We start from the raw sequence: 16,198 nt of genomic DNA, 5'->3' as shown, positions 1-16,198 counted from the left end.
CCGCTCCCGACCCGGACTTGGAGCTCCCTGCCCCCGACCTGCTGCCCAGCGGCGCCCCACTCGCCAGTAACAGCGCGGACTCGATGACCGTCTCCCCCTCCACAACCGCCGATACTGGGCGGTAATGTCGCCCCCCGCCGGACAGCACGAGACCGGTGGGCGAGCGCGAAGGGGCCCTCATGGCGACGGACATGCCTGCGGACATGCCCGCAGAGACACCTGCGGAGGTGACCGCGGCCGACGAGCGGTGGCGGCGCATGTGGAGCCACCGCGAGCACCTGCTCAAGGTGGCCCGGCGCAGGTCGATGAGCCCGGAGGACGCCGAGGACGCGGTGCACGAGGCGATGCTGCGCGCCGCCGAGCGGCCCGACCTGGACGACGAGCGGCTCGCGGCCTGGCTGACGACGGTGACGATGCGGCTGTGCGTCGACCGCTACCGGCAGGTGAACCGCGAGGCCGAGGTGCGTACCAGCCCGACGCTCATCGCCCCCGGCCCGGTGCCCGTCGACGAGGCGGTGTGCGACCGGGCCGAGGCGAAGTGGCTGGCGGTGCGCAGTGGTGAGCTGCCCGCGCGGCAGGCCGAGGCGCTGCGGCTGAAGTCGGAGGACCTGGACGTCAGCCAGGTCGCCGTCCGGATGGGGCTCAGCTACCGGACCGTCGAGTCGCTGCTGGCCCGCGCACGGCGGACTCTGCGGCAGTCGCTGGCCGCCACGCTCGGGTTCGCACTGTTCCTGATCGGCTGGGGGCGGCCGCGCGGAGTCGGCAGGGCACAGGCCGTGGCGGTCGCCTCGACGGCGGCGTCCCTGGCGGTGGCGGGGTTCGTGCTGCCGTACGCCCTCGATGGCAGCGGGGGCGGGGGTGGTAGGCCGCCTCGGCCCGCCGTTGCCTCTCCGGGGGCCGAGGCGGTCCGGCCGGACAGCGGTGGAGGGGACCGTACGCCTCGGGGGAATGGGTCCACGGCTGCGGCAGCCGAGCGCGGAGCGGCCGAGTCTCCCGTGGGCGAATCGTTCCTTCCGCTGTCCGTGCCGTCGGTGCCGTCACTGCCGGAGGTCCCGGACGTTCCTGAGGTCCCGGTGTCGCCGCTGCCCGCGCTGTCCGTGCCGGAGGTCCCGCAGGTGCCCGACGTCCCGAAGCCCGACGTCCCCGATCTGCCGGTTGAGCCCTCCGCCGTGCCGACCGACACCGCGGTCCCTGCGGTCCCGGAAGCTCCGGAGGCTCCCGCCGTACCGTCCGCCTCGCTCCCCGCGCCCACGCCGAGCCCGCTCCCGTAGCGCCCGGAAAACCGCCCGGAAACCCGCCCGGAAATCCGCCCGAAAAAAATCCGCCACTCGAGCGACGGACCCCCCTCCCCTCCCCGTAGAGCAGATGTCAGAGCTGCTCCATGGGCTGAAGGGTGGACCGGATGGGTGTCGAGATCTGTGTGGAAGGGCTGACCAAGTCCTTCGGTCACCAGGTCATCTGGCAGGACGTCTCGCTGACGCTGCCCGCCGGGGAGGTCTCGGTCATGCTCGGCCCCTCCGGTACGGGCAAGTCGGTGTTCCTCAAGACGCTCGTCGGCCTGCTCAAGCCGGAGCGCGGGTCGATCACGATCCAGGGCCGGGACATCACGAGGCTCCGCGAGCGCGACCTGTACGAGGTGCGGAAACTCTTCGGCGTGCTGTTCCAGGACGGCGCGCTGTTCGGCTCGATGAACCTGTACGACAACATCGCCTTCCCGCTGCGCGAGCACACCCGTAGGTCCGAGAGCGACATCCGGCGCATCGTGCTGGAGAAGATGGACATGGTCGGGCTGATCGGGGCGGAAGGGAAGCTGCCCGGTGAGATCTCCGGCGGGATGCGGAAGCGGGCGGGGCTGGCCCGGGCCCTCGTCCTCGACCCGGAGATCATCCTCTTCGACGAGCCCGACTCGGGCCTCGACCCGGTCCGCGTGGCCTACCTCAACCAGCTCATCGTCGACCTCAACGCCCAGATCGACGCGACCTTCCTGATCGTCACGCACGACATCGCCTCCGCCCGCCAGGTGCCGGACAACATCGGGCTGCTGTTCCGCCGCGAGCTGGTGATGTTCGGGCCGCGTGAGGAGCTGCTGGCCAGCGACGAGCCCGTCGTACGGCAGTTCCTGAACGGCCGGATGCAGGGCCCGATCGGCATGGCGGAGGAGAAGGACGCCGCCCAGGTCGAGCAGGAGCTCGCGCAGCTCGACGACAGCGCGCTCGTTCAGGAGCCGGCTCCCCGCCTGCTGCCGGGGCCGGGCATCACCCGGCCACCCCGCTGGGAGGCCATCGCCCGGCGCGAGGCGGCGCTGCACCAGAAGGAGGTGGCCGGCGCGTGAGCCTGTCACCGCTCGGAGCGCTGCGGCACTCGGGCAGCCTCTTCGCGATGGCGCTGGACGTCGTCCGGACGATCCCCCGACGGCCCTTCCAGGCACGGGAGTTCATCCAGCAGACCTGGYTCGTCGCGAGCGTCACCATCCTGCCGACGGCCCTGGTCTCCATCCCGTTCGGGGCGGTCATCGCGCTCCAGATCGGCAGCCTCACCCGGCAGTTGGGCGCCCAGTCCTTCTCCGGGGCCGCCTCCGTGCTCGCCGTGCTGCGCGAGGCCTCGCCGATCGTCACCGCGCTGCTGATCGCGGGCGCCGGCGGCACGGCGATCTGCGCCGACCTCGGGGCGCGGAAGATCCGCGACGAGATCGACGCGATGCAGGTGCTGGGCATCGACCCCATCCACCGGCTGGTCGTCCCCCGCGTGCTGGCGTCGATGCTGGTGGCGGTGCTGCTCAACGGCCTGGTGTCGGTGGTGGGCGTGGCGGGCGGCTACTTCTTCAACGTCGTTCTCCAGAACGGCACCCCGGGCGCCTACCTGGCCTCCTTCACCACCCTCGCCCAGCTCTCCGATCTCTGGGCGGCCGAGGTCAAGGCACTCGTCTTCGGCGCGATCGCCGGGATCGTCGCCTCCTACAAGGGGCTGACCGCGAAGGGCGGACCCAAGGGCGTGGGCGACGCGGTGAACCAGTCGGTGGTGATTACCTTCATGTTGCTGTTCGTGACGAACTTCGTGATGACCGCCGTGTACTTCCAAGTCGTTCCGCAGAGGGGCTAAGGCATGGCGCTGCTGAATCGTCTGGAGGAGCTGGGTGCCCAGCTGTCCTTCTACGGGCGGTCACTGGCCTGGACCGGCCGTACCGTGCGCCGCTACAAGAAGGAGATCCTGCGGCTGCTCGCCGAGGTGAGCTTCGGCCGGGGCGCGCTCGCCGTCGTGGGCGGCACGGTCGGCGTGATCGCGTTCCTGTCGTTCTTCACCGGCACGGAGGTCGGGCTGCAGGGATACGCGGCCCTGAACCAGCTCGGCACCTCCAACTTCGTCGCCTTCCTCTCGGCGTACTTCAACACCCGCGAGATCGCCCCGCTGGTGGCCGGGCTCGCCCTCTCGGCGACCGTCGGCGCCGGGTTCACCGCCCAGCTCGGCGCGATGCGGATCAGCGAGGAGACCGACGCGCTGGAGGTGATGGGCGTGCCCTCGCTGCCGTTCCTGGTGACGACGCGGATGATCGCCGGGTTCGTGGCCGTTGTCCCGCTGTACGTGATCGGCCTGCTGTCCTCGTACCTGGCCGCCCGCACCATCACCACCGGCTACTACGGGCAGTCCACGGGCACGTACGACCACTACTTCCAGCAGTACCTGCCCCCGGTGGACGTCCTGTGGTCCTTCGGGAAGGTGCTGGTCTTCGCCGTCCTGATCATCCTGGTGCACTGCTTCTACGGCTACTACGCGAGCGGCGGCCCGGCGGGCGTCGGCGTCGCGGTGGGCCGCGCGGTGCGGACCTCGATCGTGGCGATCAACGTCCTGGACTTCTTCCTGTCGCTGGCGATCTGGGGCGCCAGCACGACCGTACGGATCGCGGGGTGAGCCGCCGTATGAGGGTGCTGAGACTGCGGTTGTACGGCGTCGTCTTCATCGCCGTGCTCGCGTTGCTGCTGTCCCTGTCCGTCGCCGTCTACCGGCAGGTGTTCACGCCGGTCGTGCGGATCACGCTGGAGGCCGACAGCCTCGGCAACCAGCTCGATCCCCGGGCCGACGTCAAGCTGCGCGGGCTGCTGGTCGGCGAGGTGCGCGAGGTGCGGGCCGACGGGACGAAGGCGACGCTCGACATCGCGCTCAAGCCGGAGCACGTCGCCCACATCCCGTCCGACGTGCACGCGCGCCTGCTGCCCAAGACGCTGTTCGGCGAGAAGTACGTCGACCTGGTCCCGCCCGCTGGTTCGTCCGCCCGCCCCATCCGCGCCGGGGACGTCATCACCCAGGACCGCACCCGCGTCGGCATCGAGGTCCAGCAGCTGATGAACGACCTGCTGCCCCTGCTGCGGACGGTCCAGCCCGGCAAGCTCAACGCCACGCTCTCCGCGTTCGCCACCGCCCTGGAGGGGCGCGGCGACCGGATCGGCGACAACCTCACGCGAGTGGAGGCCTACCTGCGCCGCCTCAATCCGCACCTGCCGTCCCTGAAAGAGGACATCGCACGCTTCGCCGACGTCGCCGAGGTCTACGGTGACGCGGCGCCCGACCTGATGGAGATCCTGCGCAACACCGTCACCACCAGCCGAACGATCGTCGAGGAGAAGGACCGGCTGGCGGCGGCGCTGAAGACCACGGCGACCGTCGCGGGCACCGCCGACGACTTCCTCGACGCGAACGGCGACCGGCTCATCACCCTCGGCCGGGTCTCCCGCCCCACGCTGGAGCTGTTCGCCCGGTACTCCCCTCAGTACCCCTGTCTGCTGGCCGGCCTGGTCCGGCAGGAGAAGGCGTCCGAGGAGGCGTTCCGGGGCGGAAAGATGCACATCACGCTGGAGGTCGTACGGCAGCAGGGTGCGTACGAACCGGGTGAGGAACCGCGCTACCGCGAGCGGTCCGGCCCCAATTGCCGTGACCTGCCGCACCCTCCGGTGCCGGCACCCGGGGCCCACCTCGACGACGGTTCGAAGAAGGCGAGTTCGTCCTCGGGCGGTCCGCTCGGCGTCTCCGCCACCCGGGCCGAGCAGCGGGCCGTCGGTTCGCTCGTGGCGCCGGTGCTGGGCGTGCCCGCGGACGAGGTGCCGCCGGTCGCGACGCTGCTGTTCGGGCCGATGGCGCGCGGGACGGCGGTGAGCGTCGCATGAGCACCACAGGAGCCCGGCAGACCGCCGCCCCGCTGATCAAGTTCAGTCTCTTCGCGCTGGTGACGGTGGTGGCGACGGCCCTGCTCGCCGCCACCATCGTGAACATCTCCTTCACCCCCGAGCACGAGTACCGCGCGGTCTTCAGCGACGTCACCGGCCTGGAGGAGGGCGACGACATCCGGGTGGCCGGCGTGCGGGTCGGCGAGGTCGAGGGCATCCGGATCAAGGACCGGACGTTGGCCGAGGTCACCTTCACGGTCAGCCGGGACCGGCCCCTGCTCACCAGCACGGGCGCCGTCATCCGCTACCGCAACCTGGTCGGACAGCGCTACGTCGCACTGACCGAGGGCGCCGGCGACGGCACCCGGCTGCGCCCCGGCGGCACGATCCCGCTCGCGCGCACCCAGCCCGCCCTCGACCTGAACGCGCTGCTGAACGGCTTCAAGCCGCTGTTCGCCGCGCTCAGCCCGAAGGACGTCAACCAGCTCGCCACCGAGATCATCAAGACCCTCCAGGGCGAGGGCGGCACCGTCAACAGCCTGCTGACGCACACGGCGTCGCTCACCACGACGCTGGCCGGCCGGGACAAGCTGATCGGCTCGGTGATCGACAACCTCAACACCGTGCTGAAGACGCTCGACAAGCGCGGCGCCCGCTTCTCCGGACTGCTCAAGCAGCTGCGCCGGGTCATCTCCGGCCTGTCCGCCGACCGCAAGCCCATCGGGGAGTCGCTGGTGAGCATCGGCGATCTGACGGAGGCCACCTCGGGCCTGCTGAAGGACGCGCGTCCGCCGCTCAAGGACGACATCGCGGAACTGACCGACCTCACCGGGACGCTGAACGACAACGAGAAGACCGTGGAGGGCGTGCTGAAGAGGCTGCCGAACAAGCTCAACGAGCTGACGGGGACGGCGTCCTACGGCTCGTGGTTCAACTTCTACCTGTGCGACTTCGACGGCCGGATCGTGCTGCCGAAGACGAAGCAGGTGCTCACGCCCGAGATGCACGTGGCGAGGGCGAGGTGCGGGGCATGAGCCGCAAGCGCCGCCCGGAGCCGCTGGTCAAGGTGCGGGTGGAACCGCCGAAGCTGCCGAGAGTACGGCTGCCGAAGATACGGCTCCTGCCGCGCCGCAAGCCGCGTCCGCAGCCGCTGATCAAGGTCCGCGTCGAGCCTCCGAAGCTGCCGAAGATACGGCTCCGCCGTCCGCACCTCGGCCCCTTCCGCGAGCGCAACCCCATCGCCATCGGCGCGATCGGACTCACCGTCCTCGCGCTGCTGACCGTGGCCGCGTTCAACGCCGACCGCCTGCCGGTGATCGGCGACGGCGAGACGTACAGCGCCGCCTTCGCGGAGGCGGGCGGTCTCAAGCCGGGCGACGAGGTGCGGATCGCCGGGGTCAAGGTCGGCAAGGTCGAGGAGGTCGACCTGGACGGCGACCACGTCAAGGTCACCTTCAAGATCAAGGACGAGCCGGCGTTCGGCACCGAGACCGGCGCGTCGATCCGGGTCAAGACGATCCTCGGCGCGAAGTACCTCGCCCTGCACCCGAAGGGGCGGGGCCGGTTGGAACCCGGCAGCGAGATCCCGCTGACGCGGACCGTCCCCGCGTACGACGTCGTACAGGCGTTCAGCGATCTCACCACCACGACGGAGAAGGTCGACACCGACCAGCTCGCGAAGGCGCTGGACACCATCTCGGCGACCTTCGAGGACTCACCGCAAGAGGTACGGGCGTCCATCAAGGGCCTGTCGAAGATCTCGCGGACGGTGGCCTCACGCGACAAGGCCCTCGGGGAGCTCCTCGACCACGCGAACGGCGTGACGGGCGTACTCGCCGACCGGTCGGGCGACTTCACCGCCCTGGTCGAGGACGGCGACAAGCTGTTCAAGGAGATCAACAAGCGGCGTGCGGCGATCCACAAGCTGCTGAAGACCTCCGCCGCGCTCGGCATCCAGCTCTCCGGCCTGGTCCAGGACAACGAGAAGGAGATCGGGCCCGCGCTCAAGGGCCTCAACACCGTCGTGAAGATGCTCGAACGGAACCAAGCCGGCCTGGAGCGGAGCATCAAGCTCCTGGCCCCCTACGTGCGGGTCTTCACCAACACCCTCGGCAACGGCCGCTGGTTCGACTCCTACGTCCAGAACCTGGTCGCCGCCCCAGTGGTCCCACGAACGGGAGGAGAGCGGTGAGCAACCGTCGCACGAAGCCCCTGGCCCTGCTGACCGCCCTGGCCCTGGTCGCCGCGCTCACCTACGTCCTGTGGCCGCGGACCGAGCCGGCCCGCGTCACGGCGTACTTCCCGCGCACCGTCGGCATCTACCCCGGCTCGGACGTCCGCGTGCTGGGTGTACGGATCGGCGAGGTCAAGAAGATCACGCCGGAGGGCGGCCGGGTGCGGGTGGAGCTGGAGTACGACGCCGACCGCAAGGTCCCGGCAGACGCACAGGCCGCGATCATCAACTCCTCGGTCGTCAGCGACCGTTACGTGCAGCTGCTGCCGGTGTACCGGAGCGGCCCGGTGCTGCGGGACGGCGACGAGATCCCCGAGTCGCGCACGGCCGTACCGGTCGAACTGGACCGCGTCTTCGACAGCCTGCACACCACGGCCGAGGCGCTCGGCCCCGACGGCGCCAACAAGGACGGCGCCCTGTCACGGCTGCTCGGCGTCAGCGCAGACAACCTCGACGGCCAGGGGAAGAACCTCCACCGGATGGTCGGGGACCTCTCGGAGGCGGTCACGACTCTCTCCGACGGCCGCACGGACCTGTTCGGCACGGTCCGCAACCTCCAGGTGTTCACGGCGGCACTGGCGGCCGACGACAAGAGCGTGCGGTCGTTCAACACCAGCCTCGCCAAGGTCGCCGAGCAACTCGCAGGCGAGCGCAAGGACCTGGCGGCCGCCCTGAAACACCTCGGAACGGCCCTCGGTGACGTGTCCGCCTTCGTGAAGAAGAACAAGAAGTCCCTGACGTCGAACGTGGAGGGCCTGAGCAAGGTGACCAAGGTGCTCGTCACCCAACGGGCGGCGCTGGAGGAGCTGCTGGAAGTCGCGCCGACGGGCATGTCGAACCTGAACAACGCCTACAACCCCTCCGCCGGAACCCTCGACACCCGCAACAACCCCGACCATCCGCAGGATCCGGCCTCCCTGCTGTGCTCGATCCTGAAGACGACAGGGGAGACGACCGGGGAGAAGACCGACTGCAAGGACCTGAGGGACCTCTTCGACTCCCTGCCCGAAGTGCCCGAAGTACCCGACGGCACCGCGGCCCCCGGCACGGTCGACCGCACCCTCGGCGGAATCCTGGGGGCACGCGCATGAGGCCACCGCACAAGGGCGGAGCCGTCGCATGGGCGGCCGTCGGGACGCTGCTGCTGTCCGGCTGCGAGTTCAACGGCTGGTACGACGTCCCGCTCCCCGGCGGAGCCGCCGCCGACGGCCACGCCTACCACGTCACCGTCGAGTTCCGCGACGTCCTGGACCTGGTTCCGCAGTCGGCGGTCAAGGTCGACAACGTCACCGTGGGCGCGGTGGAGAAGGTGGAGCTGGAGGGCTGGCACGCGAGGGTCCGCCTCCGGGTCGCCGACTCGGTGAAGCTGCCCGCCAACGCCGTCGCCGGGCTGCGGCAGACCAGCATGCTCGGCGAGAAGTACGTGGCGCTGGCCGTGCCGCCGGAAGGCACGCCGGTCGGCCGGCTCCGCGACGGTGACGTGATCCCCCTGTCCCGCAGCGGCCGCAACCCGGAGGTCGAGGAGGTGCTGTCCGCGCTGTCCGCCCTCCTCAACGGCGGCGGCGTCGCCCAGCTCAAGACGATCACCACCGAACTGAACAAGGCCCTGGAGGGCCGGGAGAACCGGGTCAAGTCCCTGCTCAAGGAGCTCGACACCTTCATCGGCGGCCTGGACGACCAGCGCCGGGACATCGTCCGCGCGCTGAAGGCCGTGGACCGGCTGGCAAAACGGCTGGGCAAGGAGAAGAAGACGATCGCCGACGCCGTCGACACGATGCCGCCCGCCCTGAAGGTCCTGGCCGACCAGCGCCGCGACCTGACGAGGATGCTCACCGCCCTGTCCAAGCTGGGCAGGACCGGCACCAAGGTGGTCAACGCCTCGCACGACGACACGGTCGCCAACCTCAAGCGGCTGCGGCCGATCCTGCGACAACTCAACAAGGCGGGCAGCGACCTGCCCAACTCCCTGGAACTGCTGACGACATACCCGTTCCCGCGCAACGTGGTGGACGCCATCAAGGGCGACTACGTCAACCTGCACATCACGGCGGACCTCGACCTGCCCGGGATCTACGGCAACCTGACGGACGAGCCGGGCGGCGGGAACGGCGGGGACACTCAGGTACCCGAGCTGCCCGAGACCCCGGACCTGCCGGACGTGCCGGATCTCCCGGAGGCACCGGATCTGCCGGACGTGCCGAAGCCCACCGCGCTGCCGAGCGCCCCGAGCGTGCCGTCGCCCCCGTCGGCCCCCTCGGGCGGCGACGACCTGCTGTGCCCGCCGGTGTGCACCGCCGGCTACGGCGCCGGCGGCCACCGCACCGGCGGTGACTGGCCCGAGGGGATCAACCTCGAACTCGCCGAGCTGATGCTGAAGGGGGTCCAGCCGTGATCACCCGTACGGTCAAGGCGCAACTGATCGCCTTCGCCACCCTCACCGCCGTGGGGGTGTCGTACGTCGGCGCCGAGTACACGGGCCTGGTGGACGAGGTCCTGGACCGCGGCTACACCGTGCGGGCCGACTTCGCCGACTCCGGGGGCGTCTTCCCCGGCGCCGAGGTCACCTATCGCGGGGTACCCGTGGGCAAGGTCGGCGCACTGCGCCTGACCGGCCCGGACGGGGTCTCGGTGGTGCTCGACATCGAGGACGGGGCGCCGCGCATCCCGGCGGACACGCTGGCCGTGGTGGCGAACCGTTCGGCGGTGGGCGAGCAGTACGTCGATCTCCAGCCCCGCACCTCCCGCGGCCCGTACCTGCTGAACGGCAGCACGATCCCGCGCGAGAGCACGCGGGTGCCGCTGTCGACGACGGACATGGTCCTCAGCCTCGACCGCCTGGTGAATTCGGTCGGCAAGGACGACCTGCGGGTCACGGTCGACGAGTTGGGCAAGGCCTTCGCGGGCACCGGCCCGAACCTGAGCCGCCTGGTGGACTCGGGCAACACCCTGGTCGAGTCGGCGTCCGAGGCGCTGCCGGAGACGATCGCCCTGATCGAGGACTCACGCAAGGTCCTGAAGACGCAGGCCGACCAGGGCTCGTCGATCAAGTCGTTCGCGCGCGATCTGGCGGCGCTCTCGGCCCAGTTGAAGGCCAGCGACGGGGACCTGCGCAAGCTGATCGGCAACGCGCGGCCGGCGGCGCAGGAGCTGAACTCGCTGCTGAAGTCGACCGGGCCGCAGCTGTCGGTCCTGCTGGCCAACCTGATCAGCGGCGGCCAGGTCACGCTGGCCCGCCTCCCCGGCGTCGAGCAGGCCCTGGTCACCTTCCCGCTGATGGTCGCGGGCAGCTACACGGTCGTCCCGGGCGACGGCACCACCCACTTCGGCCTGGTGCTGAACGCCGACGACCCGCCGGCCTGCACCCAGGGGTACGGCACGGCACGCCGCGATCCCGCGGACACCAGCACACGCGAGGCGAACACCGACGCCCGCTGCATGCTCCCGCGCGGCAGCGAGTCGTCGGTACGGGGCGCGCAGAACGCCCCGGGCGCGTCGCCCGCCGACGGCGGCGCGAACCAGGCGACCTACGTCACCCCGTACGACCCGGAGACCGGTACCACCACCGGCCCGGACGGAAGGAACGTCGAGATCGGCTCGACGGGCGGCCAGCAGGCCGTGTTCGGAAAGGAGTCGTGGCAATGGCTGCTCGTTGGCCCCATGGCATGAGGCCGGTGCGGCCCGGAGTGATGACGGCGGGACTCGTCGCGGCGACCGTCGTCACCACGGCACTGTCACTCTGGCTGGCCTTCGGCCTCTACCAGCAGCGCGCGGCGGACCAGCGGCACCAGGGCATCCTGGCCGCGGCCCGCCAGTCGGCGCTGAACTTCACCTCCCTCGACTACCGGCACTACGACCGCGACAGCGCGAACGTGCTGGCGGGCGCGACCGGCGAGTTCAAGAAGCAGTTCACCGCGCAGACGGACCAGTTGACGAAGCTGGTGGCCCAGAACAAGTCCGTGTCGGAGGGCCAGGTCCTGGAGGCGGGCATCGTCCGCTCCGACGAGGACTCGGCCCGGGTACTGGTGGTCGCCGACAGCAAGGTGACCAACACCGCCGCGCCCGACGGGGAGGCGCGCACGTACCGGCTCCAGCTCGACCTCGTACACAAGGACGGCCGCTGGCTGACGTCCGACGTCGAGTTCGTCGGCTGACCCACGGGCCGATCCGCCGAACGGCAAGCACCGACGAGGAGCACGAGGAGTACCACCATGCCGAAGACGACCACCGGCCGCGCCCCCGGCCCCGGCACCCGCCGCACCATGACGGCGGCCGCCCGCGCGGCGGCGAAGCGCGCGGAGCGCGGCCACCGCGAAGCGGGCGCGGCGACGGCCGGCGACGAGGAGTCCCCGCGCCGGGCCGAGCGGCCGCGCGCCGGACGCACCGTCGTCGTCGAGGCCCCCAGGGGCGGCTGGGACGACCCGCCGGAGCCGTCGCAGGAGTCGTTCCAGGAGGACGGGCCGGAAGACCGGAGCGAGCCGGGGTCCGGCGGCCGTCGGAGGCCGCTCACCTTGGTCCTGGCCGTCCTGCTCGTCGTCGGCCTGGTCGCGCTCGCCGCCCTGGGATGGCAGTACCGCGACGGCCGCCTGACGGAGAGCGCCCGGACCGAGGCGCTCGCGGCCGCGCGGAAAGCGGCGCCGGTCGTCCTGTCGTACGACTACCGCCGCCTGGACAAGGACTTCTCCAGGGCCCGCGCCCACCTGACCGGCGACTTCCGCGACGAGTACTCCAAGACCACGAAGACCGTGGTCGCCCCGACGGCCGAGAAGTACCACGGCGTGGTGAAGGCCACGGTCGCCGCCCCCGGCTCCGGCGGCACCCCGGCCGCCTCCGTCGTCTCGGCCTCTCCCGACAAGGTGGTGGTCCTGCTGTTCATCAACCAGGTCACCGAGAGCACCCAGGTCTCGGGTTCCCGAGTGGACCAGAACCGGGTGCGGATGACGATGGACCGCACGGGCGACGGGTGGAAGGTGAGCGCGGTGGACGCGCTGTGAAGAGCGGTTTCCTTCAGTCCCCGCAGTCCACCGCGGACCTCAGCGCCTCGGTGAAGGACCCGGCCCACGCCTCGACCGTCTCCCGGGTGAACAGGTCCGTCGAGTACTCGAACGTGACCGTGATCGTGTCGGCCTCCGGTGCGATCACGACGTAGAGCTCGTTGCGGGCCACGCCCTGGACGGGCAGGGCCTGGATGGTGGTGGAGACCTCCTGGAGGTTCAGGGTCGGGGGCTCTGTGGTGATCACCGTGAACAGGACCGTGGGGAACAGGACGTCCTTCAGCTCGGGCGAGACGAGGGACACCACGTCCGTCAGGGGCAGTTCCTGGTGGTCGAGGGCCGTGAAGAGGGTGGTGCTCAGTTGGGACACCAGGTCCGGGAAGGACTCCGCTTCGCCGAGCCGGGCCCGTAGGAGTACGGCGTCGCCCAGGATTCCGACGATCTCGGAGCGGTCGCGCTGGACGCGGTTGGCGCTGGAGGCCGCCAGGACGATGTCGTTCTCCTCGCCGCAGAGGTCGCCCAGCCACGTGGCGAACGCGGCCGCGAGGACCGTGTAGGCCGTGGTGCCCAGGCGGGTTGCCGTGCCGGCCAGGCGGGCGGGGGTGTCGTCGGTGATGGTCCAGGTGTGCAGGGCGCCCCGGCCGGAGAGCTTGCCCGGGTGCGGGTGGTCGTAGGGGAGGGACGGGCGCAGCGGGATGGTGCCGAGTTCCGTGCGCCAGAAGTGTTCCAGGGCTGTCCTGCGCCTGTCCGGCAGGGCGTGTTCCGAGCGGGCGAAGTCCGTGAACTGGGCGACCGTGACCGGGAGTTGTGGGGCCCTATCCGATCGTCGCGCGTTGTACAGCTCCTGCAGGTCGCGCCTGATGATGCTCAGGGACCAGCCGTCACACACCGCGTGGTGGAAGACCGTCACCAGGACCCAGTGGTCCTTGGCGAGACGGGCCAGGCGGAATCGGAAGAGTGGTGGCTGGTCCAGTGTGAACGGGGTGGAGACCGGCCCGCGGCACCAGCGGTCAACGGCCTCCTTCGTGTTCCCGGCGCGGAGGTCGCTGATCGGCAGGTCCACGGGGACGTCGGCCAGGACTTCGACCGCGTACTCCCCGTCCTGCCGGCTCACGGGGCGGCTGCGCAGCGCGTGGTGGCGTGCCACCAGGTCCCTGAGGGCCTGGTGCAGGACCTCCGGGTCCAGGTCGCCGCGCAGGTCCATGCGGTGGGCGATGTTGTACACGCTCGGGTCGGGGAGCGCGTGGTGGCGGAGCCACAGGCGGCGCAGGGTCGAGGGCATCGGCGCGGTGTCCACGACACGGTGACGTGTCGCGATGCCCCGGATCGTCGGATCCAGGAAGAAGTCGGCCATCGTGAGATCCACGTCCGCCTCCTCCCGCATGCGGTTCAGCAGCCGGATCGCGCTCAGGGAGTGGCCGCCGAGTTCGAAGAACGACGTGGTGACCGGGATCGGCCGTGTGGCCAGTTCCTCGGCCCACAGATCGTGCAGCGTCTTCTCCAGGGCCGTCGTCGGCCCGGTCTGCGACGGCTCGGCGGACTCGTCCTCCGGGTCCGGCAGGGCCGTGCGGTCCAGCTTGCCGGAGGCGTTCACCGGGAGGCGGTCGAGGGCCACCCAGCGGCGGGGCACGAGGTGGTCCGGCAGTTCGGCGGCCAGTGCGGTGCGCGCGGAATGCCAGGACGCCGTCGGTTCGGTGGGCACCACGTACGCGACCAGCTCCATGTCACCGTGGCGGTCCCGGCGGGGGAGGACGGCCGCGTCCCGGACCCCGGGCAGTGCCGTCAACGCCGACTGGACCTCGCCCGGTTCGACGCGGTAGCCGCGGATCTTGACCTGGTCGTCCGCGCGGCCCCGGTACTCCAGGGTGCCGTCCGTGCGTATGCGGCCCAGGTCGCCCGTGCGGTACAGCACCCCGCCCTCGCCGTCGTCGACGAACGCGGCGGCGGTCTCGGCGGGGCGGTTGTGGTAGCCGTGCGCCACCGGTGTCCCGCTGACGTGGATCTCGCCGACGGCGCCGACCGGGACCTGCCGGCCCGAGTCGTCCAGCAGCAGGACGCGGGCTCCCGGCACCGGGGTGCCGATCGGGGGCCACTCCTCGCCGGCCGGGTCGACGCGGTGCGACGTGACGATGATCGACGTCTCCGTGGGGCCGTACTGGTTGTGGAGGGCGCAGTCCGGGTGCGTGGACAGGAAGCGGCGGAAGGCGGGCGTGAGCTGGAGTGCCTCGCCCGCCGAGAACAGCTCGCGCAGGGACGGGAGGTGCGGGGCGGTCTCCATCAGGTACTTCAGGGGTGTGCAGGGCATGAACACGCGCTGCACCCGGTGGTGGCGCACCGCCTGCGCCAGCGCCGCGGGGTCGTGCCGTACGGCGTCGTCGACGAGGACGAGCGCGGCTCCCGAGGCCAGCGTCGTGAAGATCTCCTGCACGCTGACGTCGAACGCCGGTGACGTCCATTGCAGGGTGCGGAGCGCGGGGTGGCGGCGCAGATGACTGTGGACCAGGTTCGCCGGGCCGCGGTGGGGTACGACGACGCCCTTCGGGCGGCCGGTCGAGCCCGAGGTGTGGATGCAGTACGCCGGGTCCTCCGGGCCCGCCCCGTCCGGGAAGGGCGGGAGCGGGGTGGACGGCAGCGTGTCGTCCGCCTGTTCCATGCGCAGGACGGGCGGTTCCGGCGCGAGGTCCGGGTGCCCGGCGAGCGCGGTGCCCGAGGTGAGCAGGAGTACGGGTGTGCCGTCGGTGAGCAGCAGCGACAGACGCGGGGTGGGGAGGGACGGGTCGAGGGGGAGGTATGCCGCCCCGCTCTTGAGTACCGCGAGCAGGGCCGTGATCAGCTGCGGGCCTCGGGGCAGGAGTACGGCGACCCGCTCTCCGCGTGCCGCGCCCCTGGTGCGGAGCTGCCGGGCGAGGCGGTTGGCCGCCGCGTCCAACTCCTCGTAGGAGAGGTGTCGTTCCCCGCTGATCAGGGCTACGGCGTCCGGGGTGCGGTGGGCCTGCTGCTCGAACAGGCCGTGCAGGGTGGCCAGGGCACCTTCGGCGAGGGCCCCTTCGGCGAGGGCTCCTTCGCCGGGGTGCTCCAGGTGGGACAGGGCCGCGCGGTCCGCTGCCGTGAGCGCGGTCAGGTCCGCCAGTGGCGCGCCCGGTGTGTCCAGGGCGCGGCGCAGGACCTGTTCGACGTAGTCCACGAAGCGACGAACCGTGGCCTCGTCGAAGAGGGCCGTGTCGTACTCGACCATGAAGCGGACGCCACCCGCGTGGTGGGTGAGGTAGACGCTGAGGTCGAACGGGGCGCGGGCGCTCGGCACGTCGAGCAGGGTGGCCGTCAGGCGGGGCGGGTCGAACAGGGCCTCGCCCTCGTTCTCGTACTCCACCATCACCTGGAACAGCGGATTGCGGCCCGGGTCACGGCGCGGGTTGAGCGCGCCGACCAGTTCGTCGAAGGGCACGCCCCGGTGTTCGTACGCCGACGTGCTGCTCTCCCGGACCCGGTGCAGCAGCGTCGGGAAGTCCGGGTCGCCCGTCAGGTCCAGGCGCAGCGGCACGGTGTCGAGGAACAGGCCCACGTGGTCTTCCGCGCCCGCGGGCCGGGCCGCCACCGCGGTGCCGATCACCACGTCCCGTTGCCCGCTGAAACGGCCCAGGATCGCGCCGATCGCACTGGTCAGCGTCATGAAGAGGGTGGCGCGGTGTCGGGCGGCGAACTTCCGTAGTCCGTCCGTCAGTTCCGCGTCGAGGGCGTGCGTGAGGCTCGCGCCCGCTCCCGTCCTGACCGGCGGGCGGGGGCGGTCGGTGGGCAGGGCCAGCTCCGGTGCGTCGCCG

At 71.1% G+C, this 16,198-nt stretch carries 13 protein-coding genes; 12 read left to right on the top strand and 1 reads right to left on the bottom strand.

The window, feature by feature from the left end; translation table 11 throughout:
* Positions 1 to 179: 179 nt before the first annotated feature.
* The 12 genes from CA983_RS26795 (at position 180) to CA983_RS26740 (ending at position 12,380) form a co-directional block, all read left to right on the top strand.
* The gene (locus CA983_RS26795) at positions 180 to 1,271 is read left to right on the top strand and encodes an RNA polymerase sigma factor (protein WP_086603410.1); all 1,092 of its coding nucleotides are present in this window, start codon (positions 180 to 182) and stop codon (positions 1,269 to 1,271) included.
* Positions 1,272 to 1,402: 131 nt separating this feature from the next.
* Positions 1,403 to 2,332, top strand: coding sequence for an ABC transporter ATP-binding protein (locus CA983_RS26790; RefSeq protein ID WP_086603407.1), 930 nt, complete (start codon positions 1,403 to 1,405; stop codon positions 2,330 to 2,332).
* Positions 2,329 to 3,099: an MlaE family ABC transporter permease gene (locus CA983_RS26785; RefSeq protein ID WP_086603406.1), complete on the top strand. Its 771-nt coding sequence runs from the start codon at positions 2,329 to 2,331 to the stop codon at positions 3,097 to 3,099. Before CA983_RS26790 ends, CA983_RS26785 begins: the two co-directional genes overlap by 4 nt.
* Positions 3,100 to 3,102: 3 nt before the next feature.
* Entirely contained in the window at positions 3,103 to 3,906 is an 804-nt protein-coding gene (locus CA983_RS26780) for an MlaE family ABC transporter permease (protein ID WP_086603405.1), read from the top strand.
* An 8-nt stretch (positions 3,907 to 3,914) separates the two neighbouring features.
* Positions 3,915 to 5,156, top strand: coding sequence for an MCE family protein (locus CA983_RS26775; protein ID WP_086603404.1), 1,242 nt, complete (start codon positions 3,915 to 3,917; stop codon positions 5,154 to 5,156).
* Positions 5,153 to 6,190, top strand: a complete 1,038-nt coding sequence (locus tag CA983_RS26770; protein WP_086603403.1) for an MCE family protein — start codon at positions 5,153 to 5,155, stop codon at positions 6,188 to 6,190. Before CA983_RS26775 ends, CA983_RS26770 begins: the two co-directional genes overlap by 4 nt.
* Positions 6,187 to 7,347 (top strand): MCE family protein, encoded by a 1,161-nt coding sequence (locus tag CA983_RS26765; protein ID WP_244207117.1) that lies wholly within the window; start codon positions 6,187 to 6,189, stop codon positions 7,345 to 7,347. Before CA983_RS26770 ends, CA983_RS26765 begins: the two co-directional genes overlap by 4 nt.
* The gene (locus CA983_RS26760) at positions 7,344 to 8,480 is read left to right on the top strand and encodes an MCE family protein (RefSeq protein WP_244207116.1); all 1,137 of its coding nucleotides are present in this window, start codon (positions 7,344 to 7,346) and stop codon (positions 8,478 to 8,480) included. The genes CA983_RS26765 and CA983_RS26760 overlap by 4 nt, the downstream gene beginning before the upstream one ends.
* Positions 8,477 to 9,781 carry an MCE family protein gene (locus CA983_RS26755; protein ID WP_086603402.1) on the top strand — a complete coding sequence of 435 codons (1,305 nt, stop codon included), beginning with the start codon at positions 8,477 to 8,479 and terminating at the stop codon, positions 9,779 to 9,781. Before CA983_RS26760 ends, CA983_RS26755 begins: the two co-directional genes overlap by 4 nt.
* On the top strand, positions 9,778 to 11,055 hold the full coding sequence (locus CA983_RS26750) for an MCE family protein (protein ID WP_086603401.1): 1,278 nt from the start codon (positions 9,778 to 9,780) through the stop codon (positions 11,053 to 11,055). Before CA983_RS26755 ends, CA983_RS26750 begins: the two co-directional genes overlap by 4 nt.
* Positions 11,028 to 11,540 carry a hypothetical protein gene (locus tag CA983_RS26745; protein WP_086603400.1) on the top strand — a complete coding sequence of 171 codons (513 nt, stop codon included), beginning with the start codon at positions 11,028 to 11,030 and terminating at the stop codon, positions 11,538 to 11,540. The genes CA983_RS26750 and CA983_RS26745 overlap by 28 nt, the downstream gene beginning before the upstream one ends.
* A gap of 57 nt (positions 11,541 to 11,597) precedes the next feature.
* The gene (locus CA983_RS26740; RefSeq protein WP_086603399.1) at positions 11,598 to 12,380 is read left to right on the top strand and encodes a hypothetical protein; all 783 of its coding nucleotides are present in this window, start codon (positions 11,598 to 11,600) and stop codon (positions 12,378 to 12,380) included.
* 13 nt (positions 12,381 to 12,393) lie between these two features.
* On the opposite strand, the gene CA983_RS26735 is transcribed toward CA983_RS26740, so the two are convergent.
* Positions 12,394 to 16,198: non-ribosomal peptide synthetase (locus CA983_RS26735; RefSeq protein ID WP_143645564.1), on the bottom strand; the 3,805-nt coding region annotated here is incomplete at its 5' end.

Origin of the sequence: Streptomyces swartbergensis (assembly GCF_002148965.1) — a bacterium.
GTDB lineage: Bacteria > Actinomycetota > Actinomycetes > Streptomycetales > Streptomycetaceae > Streptomyces > Streptomyces swartbergensis.
Note: the sequence above shows the minus strand (reverse complement) of the source record. Positions and strands in the feature narration are given on the sequence as shown.

What these genes read in the sequence shown, in the direction of transcription:
- CA983_RS26775 (WP_086603404.1), top strand. Translation starts at nt 3,915, where the DNA reads ATGAGGGTGCTGAGACTGCGGTTGTACGGCGTCGTCTTCATCGCCGTG.
- CA983_RS26790 (WP_086603407.1), top strand. Translation starts at nt 1,403, where the DNA reads ATGGGTGTCGAGATCTGTGTGGAAGGGCTGACCAAGTCCTTCGGTCAC.
- CA983_RS26795 (WP_086603410.1), top strand. Translation starts at nt 180, where the DNA reads ATGGCGACGGACATGCCTGCGGACATGCCCGCAGAGACACCTGCGGAG.
- CA983_RS26740 (WP_086603399.1), top strand. Translation starts at nt 11,598, where the DNA reads ATGCCGAAGACGACCACCGGCCGCGCCCCCGGCCCCGGCACCCGCCGC.
- CA983_RS26755 (WP_086603402.1), top strand. Translation starts at nt 8,477, where the DNA reads ATGAGGCCACCGCACAAGGGCGGAGCCGTCGCATGGGCGGCCGTCGGG.
- CA983_RS26770 (WP_086603403.1), top strand. Translation starts at nt 5,153, where the DNA reads ATGAGCACCACAGGAGCCCGGCAGACCGCCGCCCCGCTGATCAAGTTC.
- CA983_RS26780 (WP_086603405.1), top strand. Translation starts at nt 3,103, where the DNA reads ATGGCGCTGCTGAATCGTCTGGAGGAGCTGGGTGCCCAGCTGTCCTTC.
- CA983_RS26765 (WP_244207117.1), top strand. Translation starts at nt 6,187, where the DNA reads ATGAGCCGCAAGCGCCGCCCGGAGCCGCTGGTCAAGGTGCGGGTGGAA.
- CA983_RS26745 (WP_086603400.1), top strand. Translation starts at nt 11,028, where the DNA reads ATGGCTGCTCGTTGGCCCCATGGCATGAGGCCGGTGCGGCCCGGAGTG.